This window comes from Marimonas lutisalis (assembly GCF_005434965.1).
Taxonomy (GTDB): domain Bacteria; phylum Pseudomonadota; class Alphaproteobacteria; order Rhodobacterales; family Rhodobacteraceae; genus Marimonas_A; species Marimonas_A lutisalis.
In genome coordinates this window covers 331846-352727 of record NZ_SKCI01000003.1, presented here as the reverse complement: position 1 = coordinate 352727, position 20882 = coordinate 331846, and the positions used below count along the sequence as shown (strand labels likewise).

Sequence of the window (20882 nt, the reverse complement as noted above, 5' to 3'; positions counted from 1 at the left end):
CGCTCCGTGTTTGTTGTGAGGTCAGACTAACATCTGTGCGTCAGCGACTAGTAACTTGATTTTATGGAAAGACCAATTGCTGTGGATCGCGTGTCGAAACGAGAAACGTTGGAAATATTCCGCTCGTGCCTCAACTCGATAACGGGCTCGAAACCGAAAAAGCTTAGATCGGGGATGGTTGCGGTGAGACCAACCGAAACAAACTGGTCCCGTCGCCGTTCCGAACTGTAGAGGGGAGTATCAAACACAACGGTACTGGCTTCCGCTATAGCTCCCAGTCTTAATGCGAGGAGCGGTTTTCCAAAGTTGTATTGAGCGCTTACTTTTGCGGATTTGTGCGCAACGGCGAATGATTGGCTATCTGTGTCGGATAAGGTTATCGATAGCCCTACTCTGTCGCGGTTCCTAAGGGATTTCATCCAGTTGAGTTGCAGTCTTTTCGTTAGAGATGATCGGATTGGTCGATCGATGCGATTGAGGTTTTCCAGCTCGGCTCCGAAACGAACCGTCTGGTCTTTGGAAATAGGGAGGGTATAGCCAGCTGTAAGCAGCTGACCAATCTGGGAATGCTGGCCGGCGTTCCAGTCCGAAAACAGTCGTGCGTTGGTGTCCAGAATGCCAGTAATTCCACCAAAACGAAACCTCGCTGACCATCCAAGAGACACACGGTCCGCCGAGAAATCATGGTTCCGCAATGTGGGGTCGATGGTTTTGGCTTCTCGCCCAAGCGATACTCGTCTTGCGTAGTAGCTCAAGCTGAATTGGCTGTGGTGATGTTCGGTTGCTGGTAAGCGGTAGCTAGCTTGGGCAGAGAAAGTCAGCTGTGTTCCCGGAATCGGCAAGGCGGTTGGGTCAGAAAAAAAGAGGCCGCCGATAATGATCTCATTGCTGGTTGGCGCATCATTTGCATTGTCTGTTGGGGCAACCGAACCGGAAAAAGCGAAGTTCCACGGATTGCGAGAGCGCACGTAGCTATAGTCACGTCGAATCGATGATTTAGCTTGTTGATTTGGAGCATGGTGTGCAGCCCGGCGCAACCACAGCTGCGCTAGCGTGTGTCTGCCAGCAGAAGCTAGTGCTTGAGCTGTAGCACGAGCTGCTACAAACTTTTTCATTCCTGTTTGAGCGGCTTTGTAGCCTTGGCGACCAGCTCTTGTCGCTGCTTCGAAGTTTCCCAAGCCACGCTCAGCTATCGACAGAGCGGTAAGAATCTCCGGATCATCCGGGTAGCGTTTCAAGAGCTCGATAGCGATTAAACGAGCCGCGCGTGGCTGTCGATTTTCTGCGAGGAGTAAGGCAAGACGCTTTGCAGTCGGAACATCAACTTCGGTTTTTGCCGCGGCTGAGTGGCAAAATAAACTCGCTAGGATAGCAAAAGCCAGAAACCGAAGTAGGCGCATCAATTATCCGGTTGGGCAGCGATAAACGCCCCGGTTTCTCGAACGGGATTAGGCTTCTCTGCAGTGCCTTCAAGCACAACGATTCCAGCGATTTCCTCGCCATTCGGACCGGCAAAAATGCCTTGCCAACTTCCCGATAAGCCCCCAGAGCCATTGTTGGCGTCGCTAGAACGAATTGCAGCGTTTGAGAAATCGATTTCAGCTACGTCTAGATTAACTACATCAGTCAATACCAAGAGCTGATTGCCATTCACATCGTAAAGCTGTCGATTGGTAATATCGCCTACAACCGCTCCAATGTTATCGAAGTCTGTGATATCCGCTTGCAAATTCACTTCACCGGTAACGTATTCTACGACGTCTGTTCCATCAGTGACCCGCACAGCCGCATATTCCCCGGAAAAAGAATACGCTTCTGCTCTTTCAGCAGGAACTCCAGCAGCGTCAAAGCGTTGGGCAGCAGCTCCGCCATATCCGTAACTAGCGTAATCTCCACTCGCCACGGCGCCAACTTGCGCGTAACCGCTTCGGCGAAAGACGGCGAAGTATTGTACTTCGCCCACAGGGACTATTGGGCTTTCGTAGCGTGAGAAGCCGTTGGGTAAAGGAGGCTCTGTGTATGTGTATCCACCTTCCGACTCATTCGTATTGTCGAATGGCAGATTGTTTATCAGAAGCGTGTCATCTGATGGGTCTACTGTGCCGTTGTCTCTATACTCTAGCGAGTTCATGGTAAGGTCTTCATTGAGTGCCGTTGCAAAAAGGCTATTTGAAGACGTGTCTCCCGGGCCTTCGTCTGGGGGCACATTGTCGCTGGGGGGGGCATTGTCGTTCGTGTCATCCATGAAGGGGTTTGTACTGCCACATGCTGTCAATAGGCATAGGGCCGAGACCGAAAATATGCGCTTTGTCAGGTACATAACTGCCTCACTGCTTAGTGTTACGGGGCTTCGGTTTCCACTGCCACAGAAGCCCGAAATTTGAAAGCAGGGTGTTACAGTTTGGGCAGTAAAGTCAATTGATCTGAGGGACAGAGTGACACAATATTTGCCTTAGCGTTGTATTGAAGCCTCGCGTTTTCGCGTTTTACTGCGGTTCCGCAAGGGGTGGCCACAATATATAGTTTCATTTAGCGATTCTGAGGCAAAGGACCATGAAATGAGCGTCACCCCCGAACAACAGGCCGAAATCGACGCGTTGCGCGCAAACCCGAGTAAGACGCTGCGGGCGGTGAGCGAAGGGATGGAGAAACATCTCTACTCGGCGATCCCGGTTCTGGACCATGGTTTTGTCCGGGTGATCGATTACATGGGCGACGACGCGGCGATCTGCCAGGCGGCACGGGTGAGCTATGGCAAGGGTACGAAATCGGTCCAGAATGACGAGGGACTGATCCGCTATCTGATGCGGCACTGGCATTCGACGCCGTTCGAGATGTGCGAGCTGAAACTGCATGTGAAGCTGCCGGTCTTCGTGGCGCGGCAATGGATCCGGCACCGCACGGCGAATGTGAACGAATACTCGGCGCGTTATTCGATCCTGGACCGCGAATTCTATATCCCCGCGCGCGAGGCGCTTGCGGCGCAATCGGTGGTCAACAATCAGGGCCGGGGCGAAGTGCTGTCGGACGAAGAAGCGGCAAAGGTGCTGGAGATCCTGAAGGGCGACGCGGCGCGCTGTTACGACCATTACGAAGAGATGATCAGTGACGAGGGGCAGGCGGGGCTGGCGCGCGAAATGGCGCGGATGAACCTGCCGGCGAATATCTATACCCAGTGGTACTGGAAGGTTGACCTGCACAACCTGCTGCATTTCCTGCGCCTGCGGGCGGATGCGCATGCACAGTACGAGATCCGTGTCTATGCCGAGGCGATCTGCAAGGTCGTCGCCGACTGGGTGCCGTTCGCCTACAAGGCGTTCGAGGATTACCGGATGGGTGCGGTGACGCTGAGCGCGCAGATGGTGGACGCGCTGCGCCGGATGCTGGCGGGCGAAGAGGTGACGGCTGAGACGAGCGGCATGAGCGCGCGCGAATGGCGCGAGTTCGAAGGGATGCTCAAGGGGTGAACTGGGCTCTGCGCGGCGCGGCTGTTGCCAATTGGTTGCATAGTCAGAAAGCGGCGCTGTCTGGATGGTGAGTCCGCAAGAAAGCTGTGTGTTTTTCCTGCGCAAAAATTTCGTGCGGACCGGCGGCATCCTGAAAGCTTGATCGGCGATGGAGCGGGGCGCCCGCGCCGGCTTTCGAGGTAATCAACAACCGAAGCTGTGCCGCTTGGTGCAAGGAAGCGACGAATGCTATGGATATTGCTGGTATTGCCAGTTGCGTAACTTCTCATGGATGCTGCAGCGCTGAGGCTTTGAGCGGTGCCGGCTGCGGCGGAGATGCCGATTTAAGGCTATGCCGGGGCGGAGAACAACTGTCCGGCCGGGTTGCAGCCGGTGGTCGTGGGCGGGGTGATCTGCTGTGGCACGCCGAACCAGAGCATAAGCTATCAGCAGGCCAATCCCCACCCGGTGCGCAAGGCCAAGAAGCGCTATGTGCGCCGCGTGGCCAAGACCTATTGCCCGGAAGGCATGAAGGGCTGCTACACCCAATGACGGATCAGGGCGCCCCGGAGGCGCCCTTTTCATTTCAGCGTGGCGAGATCAGGTGAGCTTGAGGTCGCTGGCCATCTGGCGGCCATCACGGCCCTCGGCCAGTTCGTAGCTGACTTTCTGATTGTCAGCGAGGCCGGTCAGCCCCGAGCGTTCCACGGCAGAGATGTGCACGAACACGTCCTTGCCGCCGTCTTCGGGCTCGATGAACCCGTATCCTTTCGTGGTGTTGAACCATTTCACGGTGCCGTTTGGCATGCCGCGTCTCCTTTCAGGTCTTCTTTGGTCCCGGCGCATGGCCTGGACCGGTCGTGTTGAAAGGCGAACCCGGACCTCAGGGCATCCGGCAGACGTCTGAAATACGAAGTCGCCCGACCCCGATGATTGCACCGCTATTGTAAAAAGCAAGCGAAACGGAGAAGAAGGGCGGCGAAATTCTGCATGGCGGACATGGGGGCGATGATGAAAATCTACGGGCTGAAAAACTGTGATACCTGCCGCAAGGCACTGAAATCATTGGGTGACGCCGAATTGATCGACGTGCGCGAGCGCGCCGTTCCGGCCGAGGTGATGGAAAAGGCGCTGGCGGATTTCGGCGAAAACCTGCTCAACCGCCGGTCGACCACCTGGCGCAACCTGAGCGAGGATGACCGCCAGGGCACGGTTGCCGAGCTGATCGCGGCGCATCCCGCATTGATGAAAAGGCCGTTGATCGAGGCCGGAGGGCAGCTTTACCTGGGATGGGACAAGGCGGTTCAGGCGGCGCTGCTTGGATAAGGGGCGCAGGCGGCCTATCTTGGAATAAACGGAGGTGCATACATGCGCAACGCGGCCTTGATGCTGGGGATCATCGGAGGACTGATCGCGATGGTGATCGGGTTCTTTTCCTATGGCTACACGGAAGTGACGGCCAACCACGCGGAAGTGGGTGAGATGTTCGGCGAGGTGCAGAATGTGCAGCTGGTGCGGATCACCAGTTTCCTGGCGCCGATCCTGGCGATTGCCGGCGGTGCGATGGCCAAGGTGCGCGCCTTGTGGGGCGGGGTGCTGATGCTGATCGCCGGCGGTCTTGTCTATCATGCGTTCGGGTTCGGCGTGTTCACGATGTTCCCGATCGGGTTCTGCATCCTGGGCGGGCTGCTGGCGCTGGCGGCGGGCAAGCCCGACGAGCCCAAGGCGCATTTCTGAGCGGCGCAGGCGAGGGGCGCCGCCCCTCGCGCTCCCCGAGGTATTTTCAGTCAGATGAAGGGACCGGATCGGCGGTCGGGGACAAGGGCCGCGCGAAAAGGTGGTCGAGCGAAAGGGGGCCGGCGCCCTTGATCACCAGCGTGAGAAGCAGGAAAACCCATAGCGCGCGCTGATCGAGGATCAGGCTGCCTGGGGCGTTGTCGAACCAGGCGCCGAGGCTGGCGGGCTCGCCGAGGACACCGTGGCCGAAGAGATCGGTGAGCGTCTGCACGAGGATGAAGCCGATCATGCCGAGGGCGGCGAGGCGCGTGAGCAGGCCCAGCAGCAGCAGGGCGGGCAGCAGGAATTCGGCCCATGTGCCGGCAAGCACGACGGTGCGGTGAAAGAGTGCAAGCTGGGAGGCATCGTAGCCCGCAGCCTCCATCGCGCGGGGAAAGATCTGGGCATAGGCGCCGAGCGAGGGGGTGAAAAGGCTGTCGCCGAGCTTGGTCAGCGCGGATTTCCAGAAATATACCAGCAGGATCGCGGCGAAGAGCAGCCGTGCGAGCGTGGGCAGGAGCCAGTCGGCGCGGTCGAGCCGGGCGCAGGCGGCGGCGTAGAGCGAGATCAGGGAGGTCATTCGGGGCTATCCAGGGTTGCGTGGATGAGGGCGTTGTCAGAGAGCAGAAGGCCAAGCGCCGCTGCGAGATCGAAATCGGGCGCGGTTTCGGTGGCTGTGCCGGCGGCCTGGCCTAGGGCATGCCCCTGAAACAGGGCGGTGACGAAGGTAGCCCCGCCCGGCGGCAGGAGGCGCGGGCGCGGATCGTAATCCGGCCGGGTGATGAGAACGTCCTGTGGCGTGGCCGGGGGCTGCGGCGCCCCGTCTTCGGTGTTGAAGCGATAGATTGCGTGGATCGGCCACGCGGAGCGGACGAGCCGGACGGACGGTGCGAGGGTGAGGCGCAGGCCGGGCAGGGCGTCAGGCGCGGTTTCGGAAAACACCGCCGGATCGAGCGAGGCGGCATCGGCGGCATGGTAGCTGTCGACCAGCGCGCGTTCGAGCCGCGCGGTATCGCCGAGATAGCCCAGATGCGCGAGCGGTTCGAACCCGTCGAGAAAGGCGGGGAAGCTGGCGCCGTAGCGCGAAAGGACCGGGGATGCGGGCGGGTGCGCGCGCAGGTAGGCGCGGGCCAGCCGAGCGAAACCTTCGGCGCCGATCAGTTTGCGGATGACCGGGAAGGTCTGTTCCAGCGCCTCGGTCAGCGAATGGGTGACATTGTTGCGATAGACCGAGAAGCGGCGGCCGGCCGGGCGGTTCTGACCGTCGGTCAGGCCGGGCGGGGCGGGCTGTGCGGGATCGAGGATCGCGGCGTGGAACTGGGCCTGGCGGGTCATGCGGGCACCAGGGCGAGGGCGTGTGCGGCGCGCGCGGCCTCGGCCGCGAGGGTGGGCCAGTCGGGCACGTCGTTGTCCCATTCGATCAGGGCGGGGCGCGGGCCCGAGCGGGCGAGCGTGTAGTCGAAGAGTGTCCAGACGGGATCGGCCACTTCGCGGCCGTGGCTGTCGATCAGCAGTGGTGCGCCGTGATCGTCATGGTCCGTGTCATGGCCGGCCAGGTGGATTTCGCCTACGCGGTCGAGGGGGAAGGCATCGATATAGCCCTGCGGTGAAAACCCGAGATTGGTGGCCGACACGAAAACGTTGTTGACGTCGAGCAGAAGGCCGCATCCGGTGCGGTGGGCGATCTCGGCAAGAAACTCGGGTTCGGACCAGGTGCTTTCGGCGAAAGCGAGATAGCTTGACGGGTTTTCCAGCAGCATCGGGCGGGCGAGCGCCTGCTGCAGCTGGTCGATGTGATCGGCGACCCTTAGCAGCGTTTCGGAGGTGTACGGCAAAGGCAGCAGGTCGTTGAGGAAGGCGCTGTCATGCGTGGACCAGGCGAGGTGTTCGGAGAAGCTGGCCGGTTGCAGCCAGTCGCAGAGATGGCGCAGGCGCGCCAGGTGATCGGGGTCAAGCCGTCCTTCGCCCCCGATCGAGAGACCGACACCATGGACGGAAATCGGAAACCGTTCACTGAGATGGCGCAGCTGCGCGATCGGGCGGCCGCCGTCGCCCATGTAGTTCTCGGCGTGGATCTCGAGCCAGCCGACGGGACCGGGATCGCTCAGGATCGCGGCATAATGCTGGGGTTTGTAGCCGACACCGGGGGCGGGCGGCAGGGTGTTTTGCTGGGTCTGATCGAGCATGGCGGACATCCTGGTGGCTTGGCGGGCAGGGCCAGACCCCGCCCGCCATCAGGGATTCACGATTGGGGCAGGTCGCGGTCGAGCTCTTCGAGCGAACCCATGCGCGCGGTGCCGTCGGCCATGGCGGGCAGTTCCATGGTGGCGCAGGTGCCCTTGTCGACCAGTTTCCAGGCGTTGCCCTGGTAATCGACGGTCGAGCTGCCCGCGCAGGAGGTGCCGGCGCCGGCCTTGCAATCGTTCTGGCCGGCCAGCGCCACGCCGTAGCATTTCTCCTGCTCGGCGGCCGAGGCGGTGGTGGCGTGGGTTGCCAGCGCGGTGGCGACGGCGCCGAGGAGGGCTGCGGTTTTGATGGGGTTCGACATTGGTATCTCCCTTTGAAGCGTTGAGAATTCGGATCGCGGGCTTGCGATGGGAGATTGGTAACCGCGGCGTTTCGTCACGAACCACTCACGAGGGCGTGCATCACGCCAGCGTCAGCACAGAGGCGGCGCGCGTGAGCGGATGTTACAGGCGAAATCCGCCAAGTTACTGAAAAACAAGGGATTTGGTGCGAGAAAAATATATCTGGCATAAAGCTTCCCCAAGTGGAATGTTACAGTTTGATATTCCGATCCCACGATACGTGCGCGGCAAAGCGGCCTGCGGCGATGCGGCAGAACGGTGGGGTTAACGCGGGCCGGGCCATCCTGAAGGGCAGGGTGACACCCGGCTGCCGCCCGGCTGACATCCGTACACCGCCGCACCGCGGCAATCGTTAAGGCAAAATTCATGAATGCACCGTTCGCCGGGGTGGGGCAGGCAATGCCCCGAGCGCCCGACCGGGCCGGTCGCGTCTGTCCGGGTCAAGCGCGGCGAAAGGCGCGTCGCCCGGGGATTGCCGATCGATCCCGGCCCCGGGGCATGCATATTTAATATTCTTGATCTTGCATTTGGTTTCCCCGACTATCCTTCGAACAACATTCTGGGAGGAATTCTATGATCAGGAAATTGATCGCGGCCGGCTTGGCCGGAACCATGCTTGTCGGAACGGCCGCTTTTGCAGCCGATTATCCCGACCAGGCGGTAACCATCATCGTGCCATCGAAAGCGGGCGGGTCGACGGATACCACCGCCCGTATCTTCGCCGAAGTTGCGGAAAGCAAATACGAAGGCTTCGAGTTCGTCATCAACAACATGGGCGGCTCTGGCGGTCAGAAGGGTTTTGAAGCGATCGCGCGCGCCGAGGCGGACGGATACACGATCGGGATGAACTTCACGCCGCAGATGGTGGCGCATGTCGTTTCGGGGCGTGCCGACTATACGCTCGACAGCTTTCACATCATGGGCAATGTCGCGCAGGATGCCGGTATCGTCGCCGTCCCCAAGGATAGCGCGATCCAGTCGATGGCCGGCCTGGCGGAGGCCGCGAAAGGCGGCGATCTGACCGTTTCGGTCAACGGCATCGGTTCCGACGATTTCCTGGCGGCGAAGGCGTTCGAAAAGCAGGCCGGCGTCACCTTCAACCTGCTGCCGACGAAGGGTTCGACCGAACAGAAGGCCGGCATCCTGGGGGGGCACGTGGACGCGGCCTTCATGAACCTGTCGCAGATGATCGCACAGCACAACGCGGGTGACGCGCGGATCATCGCCATTCTGACAGAGGCGCGCGATGCCTCGGCGGACCAGATCCCGACGGCCAAGGAACAGGGTTTCGAAGTCTACATGAGCGCAACCCGCGGCTTTGTCGCGCCGGCCGGGATCGATGCCGGCATTCAGTCGAAGCTGGATGCGATGCTGGCTGACGTGCTGGCCGACCCGGCATTCAAGAAAAAAACCGCGGCCAGCAAGATTGCCCTACTGCCGATGAGCGGGCCCGACTACACGGCCTATCTGCAGCAGCTGCAGGCCGAAACCCAAGAGGTCTATGACGCGGCGCCCTGGTAAACATGAGCAGGGCAACCGTTGACCGCCTCGTGCTGGCGGGGTTCATTCTGCTGTCGGTGCTGCTTTATCTCAGCACCGACAGTTACCCCGGCATCGCGCAGAAGACCTCTGCGAAATACGTGAGGTTTCTCGCCGTCTGCCTCGGAGGGTTGAGCCTTGTTCAGCTGGGCATCAGCCTTCTGCGCGACGGCCGTGAAGACAGGCTCTCGCTTACCGAGCACCTGCCGCGCTTTCTGGGCCTGATCGCCGCGCTCGTGGCCTTTGGCCTGAGCTTCAAGAAGCTGGGCTTCTTCATCCCCGCCGCGGTCTTCATCCCGCTGGTGGCCATCATGCTCGGCCAGCGCAACCCGGTGCTGATCACCCTGACGACGATCGGCCTGCTGGCCTTTGTCTATCTCATCTTCATCGCGCTCCTGGGTGTGACGTTGCCCGGCCCCCGTTTCTGAAAGACCGACACGCATGGAATATCTTTCCGTTGTCTTCACGCTGCCCGCTCTCCTGACAATCCTCATCGGCACGTTTGCCGGGGTCGTCGTGGGCGGCATGCCCGGTCTGACCGCCACCATGGCGGTGGGGTTGCTGGTGCCATTTACCTACACGATGGACCCAACGCTGGGGCTGATGCTTCTGGGGGGGATTTATTGCGGGGCGATGTATGGCGGATCGATCCCGGCGATCCTTCTCAACACGCCCGGCACCCCGGCCGCCGTGGCCACCGCGATCGAAGGCTATCCGATGAGCCGCCGCGGCGAAGGCGGGCTTGCGTTGAAAACTTCCGTGGTGGCGTCGTTCACCGGAGGCACGTTTTCGGTTTTCATCCTTCTGCTTTTCGCCCCGCTTCTGGCACGGCAGGCGCTTAATTTCGGACCGGCCGAAACCTTTCTTCTGGCCATCATGGGCCTGGCCGGGATCATTTCCATCGCGGATGAGAACACGTCGCTGATCAAGGCGCTCCTGTCCGGCATCCTGGGCATGATCATTGCAGTCGTGGGCACCGACGACATGTCCGGCAGCCTGCGCTATACCGCCGGCCTGGTCGAGCTGATCGACGGCGTGGATTTCATGCCGGCCCTGATCGGCCTTTTTTCGATGATCCAGATGCTTGAACTTGCCGGCCAGCGCGACCACGCACCGATCGACACCTCGGCGCTGGGTGGCGCGCGCAAACGCGCGAAACTGCCGAAAGGCATCGGCAAGTTCATGGCGCTGGGGTCGGGCACGGGCACGGTGATCGGTATCCTGCCGGGCGAGGGTGCGACCATCGCCGCCTTCATCTCGTACAATTTCGCCAAGCAGGTCTCGAAGGCGAAGGCGATGTTCGGCAAGGGCAATCCCGAAGGTGTCGCCGCCGCCGAAGCGGGCAACAACGGGTGCGTGGGCGGGTCGCTGGTGCCGACGATCACGCTTGGCATCCCCGGAAACTCGGTTGCCGCGGCGCTGATGGGGGCGTTCATCATCCACGGGATGATCCCGGGGCCCGAGCTGTTCACGATCTACGCGGACCGCACCTATCCGTTCATCCTGTCGATGTTCGTGGCCAACGTGACCTTCCTGATCATCGGCCTGGCCTTCGCGCCCTACCTGGCCCGCATCGCGTTGATCCCGCCCTCGGTGATGGTGCCGGTCGTCTGCGCCTTCGCGGTTCTGGGGTCCTACGCGCTCAACCAGTCGGTTTTCGACATCTACCTGATGATCGCCTTCGCGGTCTTCGGCCTGCTCCTGAAGAAACTCGGCTTTTCGCTCGAGGGGCTGATCCTTGGGCTGATCCTGGGCCCGATCGCCGAGGGCGGTTTTTCGCAGGGCATGATCATCGGCAAGGGGTCGCCCACGATCTTTTTCCAAAGCGAGATCGCGAAGGTGATGTGGCTGATTATCCTGGTTCTGCTGTTGCCGCCGCTGGTCAGCCATATCCGGCGTCTGCGCGGGACCAAAGCGCGCTAGACCGCCGGGTGGACCGCGCCACGGCCCGTGCACGGCCCAGGCGGGCGCGGGGCGTCATGCCACGCGCAGCCAGGTCATCATGCCGCCGGCCGAATGTTCGAGCATGTGGCAGTGCAGGAGCCAGTCTCCGGGGTTGTCGGCGAGGAAGGCGATCTCGGCGGTTTCGCCGCGGTTCATCAGCAGGGTGTCGCGCAAGGGGCCCATCGTGCCGTCGGCCGCGACCTGCCGGAAATGGTGCCCGTGCAGGTGCATGGCGTGCGGCCATGCGGTATCGTTCGTGAGGGCCAGAACGATCGTTTCGCCGCGCTGCGCCTCGATCAGCGGGGTGTCGCCCATGTCGGCCATGCCGTTGAACGCCCAGACCTTGCCGGCGGCGGCCAGGTCGCGCATCTCCATCTGCCGGCCGTTCATCATCGCGCCGCGCATGCTGCCCATTGCGCCGCCTTCCATCAGCAGCGTCGCGCGCCGCGCCTGGGCAAGCGGCCCGAGGGCGGGAACCGGGTTGGGTGGCAGCGGCGCGGGCGCGGGCAGGGCCGCCTGCCGCGCGCTGTCTTCCACCGGGAAGGCCGCGATTGCGTAGCCGCCGTCGCGTTCGAAACTGACAAGGAAGGCTTCGGCCCCTTCGTCGGCGACGACATCGACGATCAGGTCGGCGCGCTGCGCGGGCGCCAGGGTGAGGCGCGCGAGAGGCTCGGGGCGGTCGAGCGGCATGCCATCAAGCGCGACCAGCCAGCCATCGAGACCGCGGGTTTCGAGGGTGAACACCCGGGCGTTGGCGGTGTTCACCAGCCTGAGGCGCAGCCGGGCGAACCGCTGCACCTTTTGCGACCAGGCGCCGTTTCCGTTGACGGTGATCCAGTTTCCCAGCCGCCCGGCATGGGCCCAGTCATGCATGGCGCCGAACCCCGGTGCGATCTGGGCGTCATCCGTCAGCCGCCAGTCGTCGATCAGGAGCACCTCGTCGCGGTCGACCTCAGGTGCGCCGCCTGCTTCATCGACGATCAGCGCGCCGTAAAGGCCGCGCGCCATCTGTTCCCAGGTGCGGTTGTGGGGGTGATACCAGTATGTGCCGGCATCCGGCAGGACGAAATCATAGAGAAATTCGGCGCCGGGCGCGACGGCGTCCTGCGTCATGCCGGCCACGCCATCCATGGCGTTGGCGATACGAATTCCGTGCCAGTGCACGCTTGAGGGCTGGGGCAGTTCATTGACGAACTGTCTTGCCAGCCTGTCACCCTGACGGGCCCGGACCATGGGCCCGGGAACGGTGCCGTCATAGCCCCAGATCCGGGTCTCGGGGTAGGCGGCGGGCGCCAGCCGCGCCGTGCCTGGCCGCGCGACGAGGCGATCGCCCGCGGCGGCATGCACGCCGCCGGGGATCGCCGTGGCGGCCGCGAGGCCAAGGGCGGATTGCGTGAATTGGCGACGGGTGATGCCGGGCATCGTGCTCTCCTGGTGAAAGACATGTTTCAAACCTGCTCTCGAATGAGAGACTGATACAACGAGGCCGTCGCCCGATAGCGCGTGCATGTGGCACGCAAGATCCAGCGCTGCGTTTCTGCGGATTTGTAATGCTTCCAGCTGATGGAGTGTCAAGCCGGACAGCGTCACGTCTGGGTGAACGGGCGCGCTGCACCATCGGTCTGCTTCGGCCGGGACGACTGCGGCTCTGTCCTGTCGGGCTGCGCCGCTCAGGACCGGCTGATGAGCTGATACCCGGGTTCGGTGCTGGATTTGACGGTGGTGATCGGGGCGCCGGAGATCCAGGTGGTGCGCTCGATGACAAGGAGCGCATCGCCGGGATCGGTTCCCAGAAGGGTTGCGCGCTTTTCATCGGCCTTTTCAGCGTAGAAGCGCAGGGTGAGGTCGTCATAGGGTTTGTTCATGACCAGCCATTCGTTGGCGCTGGTTTCCGACAGATCGACATCGAGGATTTCGGGCGCGGTCTGTAGGCAGATCCATCGGTCTTCAAGGATGTAGGGGCGGGCATCGGCGAGATGCAGCGCCTGGACGTGCAGCATCGGCCCAGGCAGGTTCTGGCCGAAGGCGGCCTGCACGCTGTGCGGCGGTGCGAGGGTTTCGCGGCCGATCAGCTGATAGCCGTAGGTGTTGCCCTTCTGCTCGACCTCGTTGCGGGTGATCGGGATGTCGAGCGTGGCGCGGGTGACGGGATCGCGGCGCACATGGGTGCCGCCCTTGCGCCGGCGCTCGACAAGGCCGCTGTCGGCGAGATCCTGCATCGCGCGCTGCACGGTGGTGCGGGCGCAGTTCATTTCCGCGGCGATATCGGCGTCGCGGGGCAGCTTGTCGCCGGGGCGGACCTGACCCGACAGGATCTTCTGGTGAATCCGGTCGCGCACCTCTTTCCAGCTGCGCCGTGTGTCGGGCATCAGATGTCCTGCCCAAGCTCGGCGATGACGCGCAGGAAATCGCGGGTGATGGTTTCGCGCGCAATGTGGCGGCCGCCCTGCACGACATGGCGTCCGGCGCTCCAGACATCGGTGATGCAGTCCTGGCCGCGGCCGGTGAAGATGAGGCTGTCGAGCGCGGTATCGCCGGTGCGGTGGCAGAGCCAGGGATTGTCGGTGGAGAGCCCGATGAGATCGGCCCAGGCGCCCGGGGCGATCTGCCCCGACGCGCGGCCGCCGGCCTGCGCGCCGGCGCGGTTGGCGTGATCGAAGAGGACGCGCCCGGTGGATCTGTCCGGCGCGGCGAGGGCGGCGCGGCTGTGATCGCGCAGGCGCTGGGAATAGTCGAGCGTGGCCAGTTCGTGAAAGAGCGCGATGTGGATGTTGCTGTCGGAGCCGACGCCGAAGCGCCCGCCGGCGGTGGCAAACTCGGTGCCGTTGAAGATGCCGTCGCCGAGGCTCGATTCCGTGATCGGGCAGAGGCCGGCCACCGCGCCGGTTTGCGCGAGCGCGCGGGTTTCGCCGCCTGTCATCTGGGTGCAGTGGATGAGGCACCAGCGTTGATCCACGTGGTGATTGGCAAGGAGCCATTCGGTGGGGCGCGCGCCGAGGTGGGCCTGGACCTCGTCGACCTCGGCCTGCTGTTCGGCCAGGTGCATGTGCACGGGGCCGGTGCCGAGGGCGGCGACCTGCGCCAGGCCGTTGGGATCGACGGCGCGCAGCGAATGTGGCGCGACGCCGATGGCATCATCGGGGCGGGCGGTTTCGATCAGGCGGCGGGAGGCCTGATGCAGCTGCGTGTAGCGGTCCATGTCATTGCCGAAACGCAGCTGCCCGCCCGAAAGCGGCCGCCGGTCACAGCCGCCATGGGTGTAAAGCACGGGCAGGAGCGTGAGCCCGATGCCGGTGGCCTGCGCCGCCGATACGATGCGCCCGGCCATTTCGGCGATGTCATCATAGGCGGTGCCCCGGGGGGCGTGGTGCAGGTAGTGGAACTCGGCCACCGCGCCATAGCCCGCTTCGAGCATTTCCATGAAGACCAGGGCCGCGATCGCCTCGACATGGTCGGGCGTCAGCCGGTCGAGGAAGCGGTACATCAGGCGGCGCCAGGTCCAGAAACTGTCGCTTGGATCGGGGCCGCGGGTTTCGGTGAGACCGGCCATGGCGCGCTGGAAGGCATGCGAATGCAGGTTCAGGGGCGCCGGCAGGACAAGGTCCAGGGCGCCGGGCGTGGGGGCAACGCCGGTATCCACCGCCGAGATTCGGCCGGTGCCGTCGATGGTGATCGCCACATTCTCAACCCAGCCGTTTTCCGTAAGCGCATGGTTTGCGTGGATCTTTTGCATGGGGCGTTCCAGGTTGACATAATATGTAGTTACTTAATATTGATAAGCAGGATTTAATTCAAGGGAAATGCCATGCCCGGGGATCAGCTGTTTATCAATGCGCGGATCGCGACGATGGCCGATGCGGCCGGAGGTTATGGCCTGATCGAGGGGGGCGCCATCGCGGTGCGCGATGGGGCGGTTGAGTGGGTGGGGCCGGGCGTGGATCTGCCCGAGGCCTGTCACGAAATGCCGCGCCGCAGCCTTGAAGGCCGCCTTGTCACGCCCGCGTTGATCGATTGCCACACGCATCTGGTGCATGGCGGCCACCGCGCGCGCGAGTTCGAGATGCGACTGGAGGGGGCCAGCTATGAGGAGGTGGCGCGTGCGGGCGGGGGGATCGTCTCGACCGTGGGGGCGACGCGCGACACGGACGAGGAGCAGCTCTACGCGCAGGCATTGCGGCGGGTCGATGCTCTGATTGCCGAAGGGGTGGCGGTGATCGAGGTTAAGTCGGGCTATGGGCTGGATATCGAGACCGAGCTGAAGATGCTGCGCGTGGCGCGGCGGCTGGGTGAGGCGCGGCCGGTGCGTATTGTCACCACGTTTCTTGGCGCGCATGCCGTGCCAAAGGGCATGGAGGCCGATGCCTATATCGACGAGGTCTGCCTGCCTGCGCTGGAGGCCGCGCATGCCGAGGGGCTGGCCGATGCGGTGGACGGGTTCTGTGAGGGGATCGCGTTCGACACGGGCCAGATTGCGCGGGTCTTTGACCGGGCGCGCGCGCTGGGCCTGCCGGTCAAGCTTCATGCCGAGCAGTTGTCGAATATCGGCGGCACGAAGCTTGCCGCCAGTTATGGCGCGCTGTCGGTGGATCACGTGGAATATGCCGATGAGGCGGACGCCGCGGCGATGGCGGAGGCGGGTAGTGTCGCGGTGCTGCTGCCCGGCGCGTTCTACACGCTGCACGAGACGCGGAAACCGCCGGTGGACGCGTTCCGCGCCCGCGGCGTGCCGATGGCGGTGGCGACGGACTGGAACCCCGGCTCGTCGCCGATGGGCTCGCTTCTCTTGGCGATGAACATGGCCTGCACGCTGTTCGGGCTGACCCCGTCCGAAGCGCTGGCGGGCACCACGCGCAACGCGGCGCGGGCGCTGGGGCTGGGCGATTGCGGGGTGATCGCGCGGGGCAAGCGGGCCGATCTGGCCGTGTGGGACGTGGAAGACCCGGCCGAGCTGAGCTATCGCATCGGGGTGAACCCGCTGCACGCCCGCATTTACGGAGGGGTGTTGTGAGCATTCTGGAGATCACCCGGGGCGAGAGCCCGCTTGTGCTGGGCCTGCCGCATACCGGCACCGAGGTGCCGGACAGGATCGAGGATGCGCTGAACGAGACGGGGCGCGCACTGGCCGATACGGACTGGCATATTCACGACCTCTATGACGGGCTGGCCGAGGGTGTGAGCACGGTGCGCACGCGCATTCATCGCTACGTGATCGACGTGAACCGCGATCCGGGCGGCGCGAGCCTCTATCCCGGCCAGAACACCACCTCGCTGTGCCCGCTGACGGATTTCGACGGGCGCGATATCTGGCGCGAGGGGCAGGCGCCCGGCGCGGGGGAGATCGCGCGTAGAAAAGCCGCCTATCACGCGCCCTATCATGCGGCGCTGGCGGCCGAACTGGAGCGGGTGAAGGCGCGGCACGGTTTCGCGATCCTTTACGATTGCCACTCGATCCGGTCGGAGATTCCGTTCCTGTTTGAGGGCAGGCTGCCGGATTTCAACATCGGTACCAATTCCGGCGCCACCTGCGCGCCCAGGATCGAGGCGGCGGTGGCGGCGATCTGCGAGAGCGCCGAGGGCTATCGCAGCGTGCGCAACGGCCGGTTCAAGGGTGGCTGGACCACCCGGCATTACGGCCGCCCACAGGATGGTATGCACGCGATCCAGATGGAGCTGGCGCAATCGACCTATATGCAGGAGCGCCCGCCCTGGACCTATCTGCCCGAGCATGCGGACCGGCTGCGCGTGCATCTGAAGACCATTCTTGAAACCCTGATCCGCTGGAGGCCCGCATGACCAACCCGCGCCATAACCTTCGTGACATCTATCCGCCCACCGGCCCCGAGATCACCGCGAAAAGCTGGCTGACAGAGGCGCCGATGCGGATGCTGATGAACAACCTGCATCCGGACGTGGCGGAAAACCCGCATGAACTGGTCGTTTATGGCGGCATCGGGCGGGCGGCGCGCACCTGGGAGGATTTCGACCGGATCGTCGCGGGGTTGAAGGACCTGGAGGCCGACGAGACGCTGGTGGTGCAGTCGGGCAAGCCCGTTGCCATCGTCAGGACGCATGCGGATGCGCCGCGCGTTCTGATCGCCAATTCCAACATCGTGCCGCATTGGGCCAACTGGGACCATTTCAACGAGCTCGATAAAAAGGGGCTGATGATGTACGGCCAGATGACGGCCGGATCGTGGATTTATATCGGCACGCAGGGCATCGTGCAGGGCACCTACGAGACCTTTGCCGAGGCCGGCCGCCAGCATTACGGCGGCGACCTGACGGGCCGGTGGATCCTGACCGGGGGGCTGGGCGGCATGGGCGGCGCGCAGCCGCTGGCCGCCGTCTTTGCCGGGGCCTGCTGCCTGGCGGTGGAGTGCAACCCCGACAGCATCGATTTCCGCCTGCGCACGCGGTACGTGGACGAAAAGACCGAGAGCCTGGACGAGGCGCTGGAGATGATCGCGCGTTGGACCAAGGCGGGCGAGGCGAAGTCAGTCGCGCTTCTGGGCAATGCCGCCGACGTGTTTCCGGAAATTCACAGGCGCGGCGTGCGCCCCGATATCGTGACCGACCAGACCAGCGCGCATGACCCGGTGAACGGTTACCTGCCGCAGGGCTGGAGCCTGGCCGAATGGCGCGACAAACGCGAGAGCGATCCGAAGGCGGTGGAACGCGCAGCGCGCGCCAGCATGAAGGTGCATGTGAAGGCGATGGTTGATTTCTGGAACGACGGTGTGCCGACGCTGGATTACGGTAACAACATCCGCCAGGTGGCGCTGGACGAGGGGCTGGAAAACGCCTTTGCCTTTCCCGGTTTCGTGCCGGCCTATATCCGACCCCTGTTCTGCAAGGGGGTGGGGCCGTTCCGCTGGTGCGCGCTGTCGGGCGATCCCGAGGATATCTACAGGACCGACCAGGCGATGAAGGAGCTGTTTCCGGAGAACACGCATCTGCACAACTGGCTCGACATGGCGCGGGAGCGGATTTCCTTCCAGGGGCTGCCGGCGCGCATCTGCTGGATCGGGCTGGGCGACCGGCACCGCGCGGGACTGAAGTTCAACGAGATGGTGGCGAGCGGTGAGTTGACGGCGCCCGTGGTGATCGGGCGCGACCATCTTGATTCAGGCTCGGTTGCGAGCCCGAACCGCGAAACGGAAGCGATGAAGGACGGCAGCGACGCGGTGAGCGACTGGCCGCTTCTGAATGCGCTGGTCAACACGGCAAGCGGCGCGACATGGGTGAGCCTGCATCATGGCGGCGGCGTGGGCATGGGCTTTTCCCAGCACGCGGGCGTGGTGATCGTCGCCGATGGCACGCCGGAGGCCGCGAAACGGCTGGAACGGGTGCTGTGGAACGATCCGGCCTCGGGCGTGTGGCGGCATGCGGACGCGGGATATGAGGCGGCCATCGACTGTGCAAAAGAGCACGGGTTGCGGCTGCCGGGGATCCTGGGCAACTGAGGCGGGCGGTGCGGCGAAGCGCCCGCCCGCCTGAGAGGTCTTAGCGCAGGTCGGGCGGGGTGGCCTCGGTTTTCAGCTCTGCGACAATGGCGTCGAGCGGCTGAACCGCAGTCTGTTTCTCGCCCAGGCGGCGCACAGTGACGGTTTTCTCTTCGACCTCGCGATGGCCGAGGGCGAGGATCACCGGCACCTTGGCCAGCGAATGTTCGCGGACCTTGTAGTTGATCTTCTCGTTGCGGGTGTCGGCCTCGGCGCGGATGCCGGCGGCGCGCAGGGCGGCGACGACCTCGTGCGCGTAATCATCCGCCTCGGACACGATGGTGGCGACGACGACCTGGCGCGGCGCAAGCCAGAAGGGCAGCTTGCCGGCGTGTTCCTCGATCAGGATGCCGATGAAGCGTTCGAAACTGCCCAGCGTCGCGCGGTGCAGCATAACGGGGCGGTGTTTCGCGCCATCGGCGCCGATATAGGTGGCATCGAGCCGTTCGGGCAGGACGAAATCGACCTGCAGCGTGCCGCATTGCCAGTCCCGCCCGATCGCGTCGGTCAGCACAAACTCCAGTTTCGGGCCGTAGAAGGCGCCTTCGCCGGGGTTGAGGCCCGGCTCGATTCCGGCCGCGCGGGTGGCCGACAGGAGCGCCGCTTCGGATTTGTCCCAGACCTCGTCCGAGCCCGCGCGCATGTCGGGGCGATCCGAGAAGAGTACCTTGAAGTCGGCAAAGCCGAGGTCGCGGTAGATGGTCGACAGGAAGTCGATGAAGACCTTGGTTTCTTCCTCGATCTGGTCCTCGGTGCAGAAGATATGCGCATCGTCCTGGGTAAAGCCGCGCACGCGCATGATGCCGTGCAGCGCGCCCGAGGGCTCATACCGGTTGCAGGAGCCGAATTCCGCCATGCGCAGGGGCAGGTCGCGGTAGCTCTTGAGGCCCTGGTTGTAGACCTGCACGTGGCAGGGGCAGTTCATGGGTTTGAGCGCGTTGACGGATTTTTCGCGCGCGTGTTCCTCGTCCACCTCGACGATGAACATGTGCTCCTGGTATTTATCCCAGTGGCCCGAGGCCTCCCACAGCCTGCGATCGACCACCTGGGGCGTGTTGACCTCGACATAGCCGCCGCGGGTCTGCATGCGGCGCATGTAGTCCTGCAGGGTGGTGTAGATGGTCCACCCGTTGGGATGCCAGAAGACCTGGCCCGGGGCTTCCTCCTGCATGTGGAAGAGGTCCATTTCGCGGCCCAGCTTGCGGTGGTCGCGCTTGGCGGCCTCCTCCAGCATGTTGAGGTATTTCTTCAGGTCGTCGCGGTTCTTGAAGGCGACGCCGTAGATGCGTTGCAGCATGGCGCGGTCGCTGTCGCCGCGCCAGTAGGCGCCGGCGACGCTCATCAGCTTGAAGCCGTCGGCGGGCACCTGGCCGGTGTGCTGCAGGTGCGGGCCGCGGCAGAGATCCTGCCAATCGCCATGCCAGTACATGCGGATCGGCTGATCCTCGGGGATCGCGTCGATCAGCTCGATCTTGTAGGGTTCGTGCGTGCCGCGGTAATGCTCGATCGCGCGGGCGCGGTCCCAGACCTCGGTGGTGACGGGATCGCGGGCGTTGATGATTTCCTTCATCTTCTTTTCGATCTCGCCCAGGTCTTCGGGGGTGAAGGGCTCTTCGCGGTCGAAATCGTAGTACCAGCCGTTTTCGATGACCGGGCCGATGGTGACCTTCACGTCCGGCCAGATCTCCTGCACGGCGCGGGCCATGATATGGGCGAGGTCGTGGCGGATGAGTTCGAGGGCGGGCGCATCGTCCTTCATCGTGTTGATGGCGATCGAGGCGTCCTCGGTGATGGGCCATTGCAGATCCCAGTGCGCGCCGTTCACCTGCGCGCTGATCGCCTTCTTGCCCAGCGAGGTGGAGATATCGGCGGCGACTTCGGCAGGCGTAATGCCGGCCGCGTAATCGCGCGCATTGCCATCGGGAAATGTCAGGGAAATCTGGGCCATTGGCCTTGCTCCTCGTCGGTTTGGCGCCCACGGAACGCCCGGTTGCGGGTATGGTTCGCGGCCTATGTGGCGCGCGCGCGGGCGGTTGTCAATCTGGGGCGGTCATGCATTGATCGGGTGAGACAATTTTACCGGGCGA

At 63.5% G+C, this 20882-nt stretch carries 21 protein-coding genes; 10 read left to right on the top strand and 11 right to left on the bottom strand.

Annotated features, from left to right (window positions below; all coding sequences use genetic code 11):
- Window positions 1-47 precede the first annotated feature (47 nt).
- Together E0501_RS14855 and E0501_RS14850 are read right to left on the bottom strand one after the other, a co-directional pair.
- Window positions 48-1400, bottom strand: coding sequence for a porin family protein (locus E0501_RS14855; protein ID WP_137702164.1), 1353 nt, complete (start codon window positions 1398-1400; stop codon window positions 48-50).
- On the bottom strand, window positions 1400-2245 hold the full coding sequence (locus E0501_RS14850) for a HupA family protein (RefSeq protein WP_137702163.1): 846 nt from the start codon (window positions 2243-2245) through the stop codon (window positions 1400-1402). Before E0501_RS14850 ends, E0501_RS14855 begins: the two co-directional genes overlap by 1 nt.
- Before the next feature lie 313 nt (window positions 2246-2558).
- Here E0501_RS14850 and thyX point away from each other — a divergent pair, with 313 nt between their 5' ends.
- Window positions 2559-3467: an FAD-dependent thymidylate synthase gene (gene thyX / locus E0501_RS14845; RefSeq protein WP_137702162.1), complete on the top strand. Its 909-nt coding sequence runs from the start codon at window positions 2559-2561 to the stop codon at window positions 3465-3467.
- 363 nt (window positions 3468-3830) lie between these two features.
- Window positions 3831-3998 carry a hypothetical protein gene (locus E0501_RS21170; protein WP_161594627.1) on the top strand — a complete coding sequence of 56 codons (168 nt, stop codon included), beginning with the start codon at window positions 3831-3833 and terminating at the stop codon, window positions 3996-3998.
- A gap of 48 nt (window positions 3999-4046) precedes the next feature.
- Here the strand turns inward: E0501_RS21170 and E0501_RS14840 are convergent, their stop codons facing one another.
- Entirely contained in the window at window positions 4047-4253 is a 207-nt protein-coding gene (locus E0501_RS14840; RefSeq protein ID WP_137702161.1) for a cold-shock protein, read from the bottom strand.
- A 204-nt stretch (window positions 4254-4457) separates the two neighbouring features.
- Here E0501_RS14840 and E0501_RS14835 point away from each other — a divergent pair, with 204 nt between their 5' ends.
- Window positions 4458-4772, top strand: coding sequence for an arsenate reductase family protein (locus E0501_RS14835; RefSeq protein WP_137702357.1), 315 nt, complete (start codon window positions 4458-4460; stop codon window positions 4770-4772).
- 42 nt (window positions 4773-4814) lie between these two features.
- Window positions 4815-5183, top strand: a complete 369-nt coding sequence (locus E0501_RS14830; protein WP_137702160.1) for a hypothetical protein — start codon at window positions 4815-4817, stop codon at window positions 5181-5183.
- A gap of 46 nt (window positions 5184-5229) precedes the next feature.
- Here the strand turns inward: E0501_RS14830 and E0501_RS14825 are convergent, their stop codons facing one another.
- From E0501_RS14825 to E0501_RS14810, 4 genes are read right to left on the bottom strand one after another with little or no spacing between them, the layout of a single operon-like run.
- On the bottom strand, window positions 5230-5802 hold the full coding sequence (locus tag E0501_RS14825) for a DoxX family membrane protein (RefSeq protein WP_137702159.1): 573 nt from the start codon (window positions 5800-5802) through the stop codon (window positions 5230-5232).
- The gene (locus tag E0501_RS14820) at window positions 5799-6557 is read right to left on the bottom strand and encodes an HvfC/BufC N-terminal domain-containing protein (RefSeq protein ID WP_137702158.1); all 759 of its coding nucleotides are present in this window, start codon (window positions 6555-6557) and stop codon (window positions 5799-5801) included. The genes E0501_RS14825 and E0501_RS14820 overlap by 4 nt, the downstream gene beginning before the upstream one ends.
- The gene (bufB, locus tag E0501_RS14815) at window positions 6554-7408 is read right to left on the bottom strand and encodes an MNIO family bufferin maturase (RefSeq protein WP_137702157.1); all 855 of its coding nucleotides are present in this window, start codon (window positions 7406-7408) and stop codon (window positions 6554-6556) included. The genes E0501_RS14820 and bufB overlap by 4 nt, the downstream gene beginning before the upstream one ends.
- Before the next feature lie 56 nt (window positions 7409-7464).
- Window positions 7465-7770: a BufA1 family periplasmic bufferin-type metallophore gene (locus E0501_RS14810; protein ID WP_137702156.1), complete on the bottom strand. Its 306-nt coding sequence runs from the start codon at window positions 7768-7770 to the stop codon at window positions 7465-7467.
- Between the two features lie 613 nt (window positions 7771-8383).
- On the opposite strand from E0501_RS14810, the gene E0501_RS14805 reads away from it, so the two are divergent.
- The 3 genes from E0501_RS14805 to E0501_RS14795 are packed head-to-tail and all read left to right on the top strand — an operon-like array spanning window position 8384 to window position 11272.
- A complete protein-coding gene (locus E0501_RS14805) occupies window positions 8384-9331 on the top strand; it encodes a Bug family tripartite tricarboxylate transporter substrate binding protein (RefSeq protein ID WP_137702155.1) in 948 nt (315 codons plus the stop codon).
- Window positions 9332-9333: 2 nt separating this feature from the next.
- Complete coding sequence (locus tag E0501_RS14800) at window positions 9334-9777, top strand: tripartite tricarboxylate transporter TctB family protein (RefSeq protein WP_137702154.1); 444 nt, start codon at window positions 9334-9336, stop codon at window positions 9775-9777.
- A 13-nt stretch (window positions 9778-9790) separates the two neighbouring features.
- Entirely contained in the window at window positions 9791-11272 is a 1482-nt protein-coding gene (locus E0501_RS14795) for a tripartite tricarboxylate transporter permease (RefSeq protein WP_137702153.1), read from the top strand.
- 54 nt (window positions 11273-11326) lie between these two features.
- Here the strand turns inward: E0501_RS14795 and E0501_RS14790 are convergent, their stop codons facing one another.
- The 3 genes from E0501_RS14790 to E0501_RS14780 form a co-directional block, all read right to left on the bottom strand.
- Window positions 11327-12715 (bottom strand): multicopper oxidase family protein, encoded by a 1389-nt coding sequence (locus E0501_RS14790; RefSeq protein WP_137702152.1) that lies wholly within the window; start codon window positions 12713-12715, stop codon window positions 11327-11329.
- Window positions 12716-12963: 248 nt separating this feature from the next.
- Window positions 12964-13662 (bottom strand): GntR family transcriptional regulator, encoded by a 699-nt coding sequence (locus E0501_RS14785; protein ID WP_193555903.1) that lies wholly within the window; start codon window positions 13660-13662, stop codon window positions 12964-12966.
- Window positions 13662-15026 (bottom strand): formimidoylglutamate deiminase, encoded by a 1365-nt coding sequence (locus E0501_RS14780; protein WP_137702151.1) that lies wholly within the window; start codon window positions 15024-15026, stop codon window positions 13662-13664. The genes E0501_RS14785 and E0501_RS14780 overlap by 1 nt, the downstream gene beginning before the upstream one ends.
- A 72-nt stretch (window positions 15027-15098) precedes the next feature.
- On the opposite strand from E0501_RS14780, the gene hutI reads away from it, so the two are divergent.
- The 3 genes from hutI to hutU are packed head-to-tail and all read left to right on the top strand — an operon-like array spanning window position 15099 to window position 18756.
- The gene (hutI, locus tag E0501_RS14775; protein ID WP_137702150.1) at window positions 15099-16301 is read left to right on the top strand and encodes an imidazolonepropionase; all 1203 of its coding nucleotides are present in this window, start codon (window positions 15099-15101) and stop codon (window positions 16299-16301) included.
- Window positions 16302-16303: 2 nt separating this feature from the next.
- Window positions 16304-17086: an N-formylglutamate deformylase gene (hutG, locus tag E0501_RS14770; protein ID WP_137702355.1), complete on the top strand. Its 783-nt coding sequence runs from the start codon at window positions 16304-16306 to the stop codon at window positions 17084-17086.
- Window positions 17083-18756 (top strand): urocanate hydratase, encoded by a 1674-nt coding sequence (hutU, locus tag E0501_RS14765; RefSeq protein ID WP_137702149.1) that lies wholly within the window; start codon window positions 17083-17085, stop codon window positions 18754-18756. Before hutG ends, hutU begins: the two co-directional genes overlap by 4 nt.
- A 40-nt stretch (window positions 18757-18796) precedes the next feature.
- On the opposite strand, the gene thrS is transcribed toward hutU, so the two are convergent.
- Window positions 18797-20743 (bottom strand): threonine--tRNA ligase, encoded by a 1947-nt coding sequence (thrS, locus tag E0501_RS14760; RefSeq protein WP_137702148.1) that lies wholly within the window; start codon window positions 20741-20743, stop codon window positions 18797-18799.
- Window positions 20744-20882: the final 139 nt, after the last annotated feature.

What these genes read in the sequence shown, in the direction of transcription:
- E0501_RS14855 (WP_137702164.1), bottom strand. Translation starts at nt 1,400, where the DNA reads ATGCGCCTACTTCGGTTTCTGGCTTTTGCTATCCTAGCGAGTTTATTT.
- E0501_RS14850 (WP_137702163.1), bottom strand. Translation starts at nt 2,245, where the DNA reads ATGGATGACACGAACGACAATGCCCCCCCCAGCGACAATGTGCCCCCA.
- thyX (WP_137702162.1), top strand. Translation starts at nt 2,559, where the DNA reads ATGAGCGTCACCCCCGAACAACAGGCCGAAATCGACGCGTTGCGCGCA.
- E0501_RS14840 (WP_137702161.1), bottom strand. Translation starts at nt 4,253, where the DNA reads ATGCCAAACGGCACCGTGAAATGGTTCAACACCACGAAAGGATACGGG.
- E0501_RS14835 (WP_137702357.1), top strand. Translation starts at nt 4,458, where the DNA reads ATGAAAATCTACGGGCTGAAAAACTGTGATACCTGCCGCAAGGCACTG.
- E0501_RS14830 (WP_137702160.1), top strand. Translation starts at nt 4,815, where the DNA reads ATGCGCAACGCGGCCTTGATGCTGGGGATCATCGGAGGACTGATCGCG.
- E0501_RS14825 (WP_137702159.1), bottom strand. Translation starts at nt 5,802, where the DNA reads ATGACCTCCCTGATCTCGCTCTACGCCGCCGCCTGCGCCCGGCTCGAC.
- E0501_RS14820 (WP_137702158.1), bottom strand. Translation starts at nt 6,557, where the DNA reads ATGACCCGCCAGGCCCAGTTCCACGCCGCGATCCTCGATCCCGCACAG.
- bufB (WP_137702157.1), bottom strand. Translation starts at nt 7,408, where the DNA reads ATGCTCGATCAGACCCAGCAAAACACCCTGCCGCCCGCCCCCGGTGTC.
- E0501_RS14810 (WP_137702156.1), bottom strand. Translation starts at nt 7,770, where the DNA reads ATGTCGAACCCCATCAAAACCGCAGCCCTCCTCGGCGCCGTCGCCACC.
- E0501_RS14805 (WP_137702155.1), top strand. Translation starts at nt 8,384, where the DNA reads ATGATCAGGAAATTGATCGCGGCCGGCTTGGCCGGAACCATGCTTGTC.
- E0501_RS14800 (WP_137702154.1), top strand. Translation starts at nt 9,334, where the DNA reads ATGAGCAGGGCAACCGTTGACCGCCTCGTGCTGGCGGGGTTCATTCTG.
- E0501_RS14795 (WP_137702153.1), top strand. Translation starts at nt 9,791, where the DNA reads ATGGAATATCTTTCCGTTGTCTTCACGCTGCCCGCTCTCCTGACAATC.
- E0501_RS14790 (WP_137702152.1), bottom strand. Translation starts at nt 12,715, where the DNA reads ATGCCCGGCATCACCCGTCGCCAATTCACGCAATCCGCCCTTGGCCTC.
- E0501_RS14785 (WP_193555903.1), bottom strand. Translation starts at nt 13,662, where the DNA reads ATGCCCGACACACGGCGCAGCTGGAAAGAGGTGCGCGACCGGATTCAC.
- E0501_RS14780 (WP_137702151.1), bottom strand. Translation starts at nt 15,026, where the DNA reads ATGCAAAAGATCCACGCAAACCATGCGCTTACGGAAAACGGCTGGGTT.
- hutI (WP_137702150.1), top strand. Translation starts at nt 15,099, where the DNA reads ATGCCCGGGGATCAGCTGTTTATCAATGCGCGGATCGCGACGATGGCC.
- hutU (WP_137702149.1), top strand. Translation starts at nt 17,083, where the DNA reads ATGACCAACCCGCGCCATAACCTTCGTGACATCTATCCGCCCACCGGC.
- thrS (WP_137702148.1), bottom strand. Translation starts at nt 20,743, where the DNA reads ATGGCCCAGATTTCCCTGACATTTCCCGATGGCAATGCGCGCGATTAC.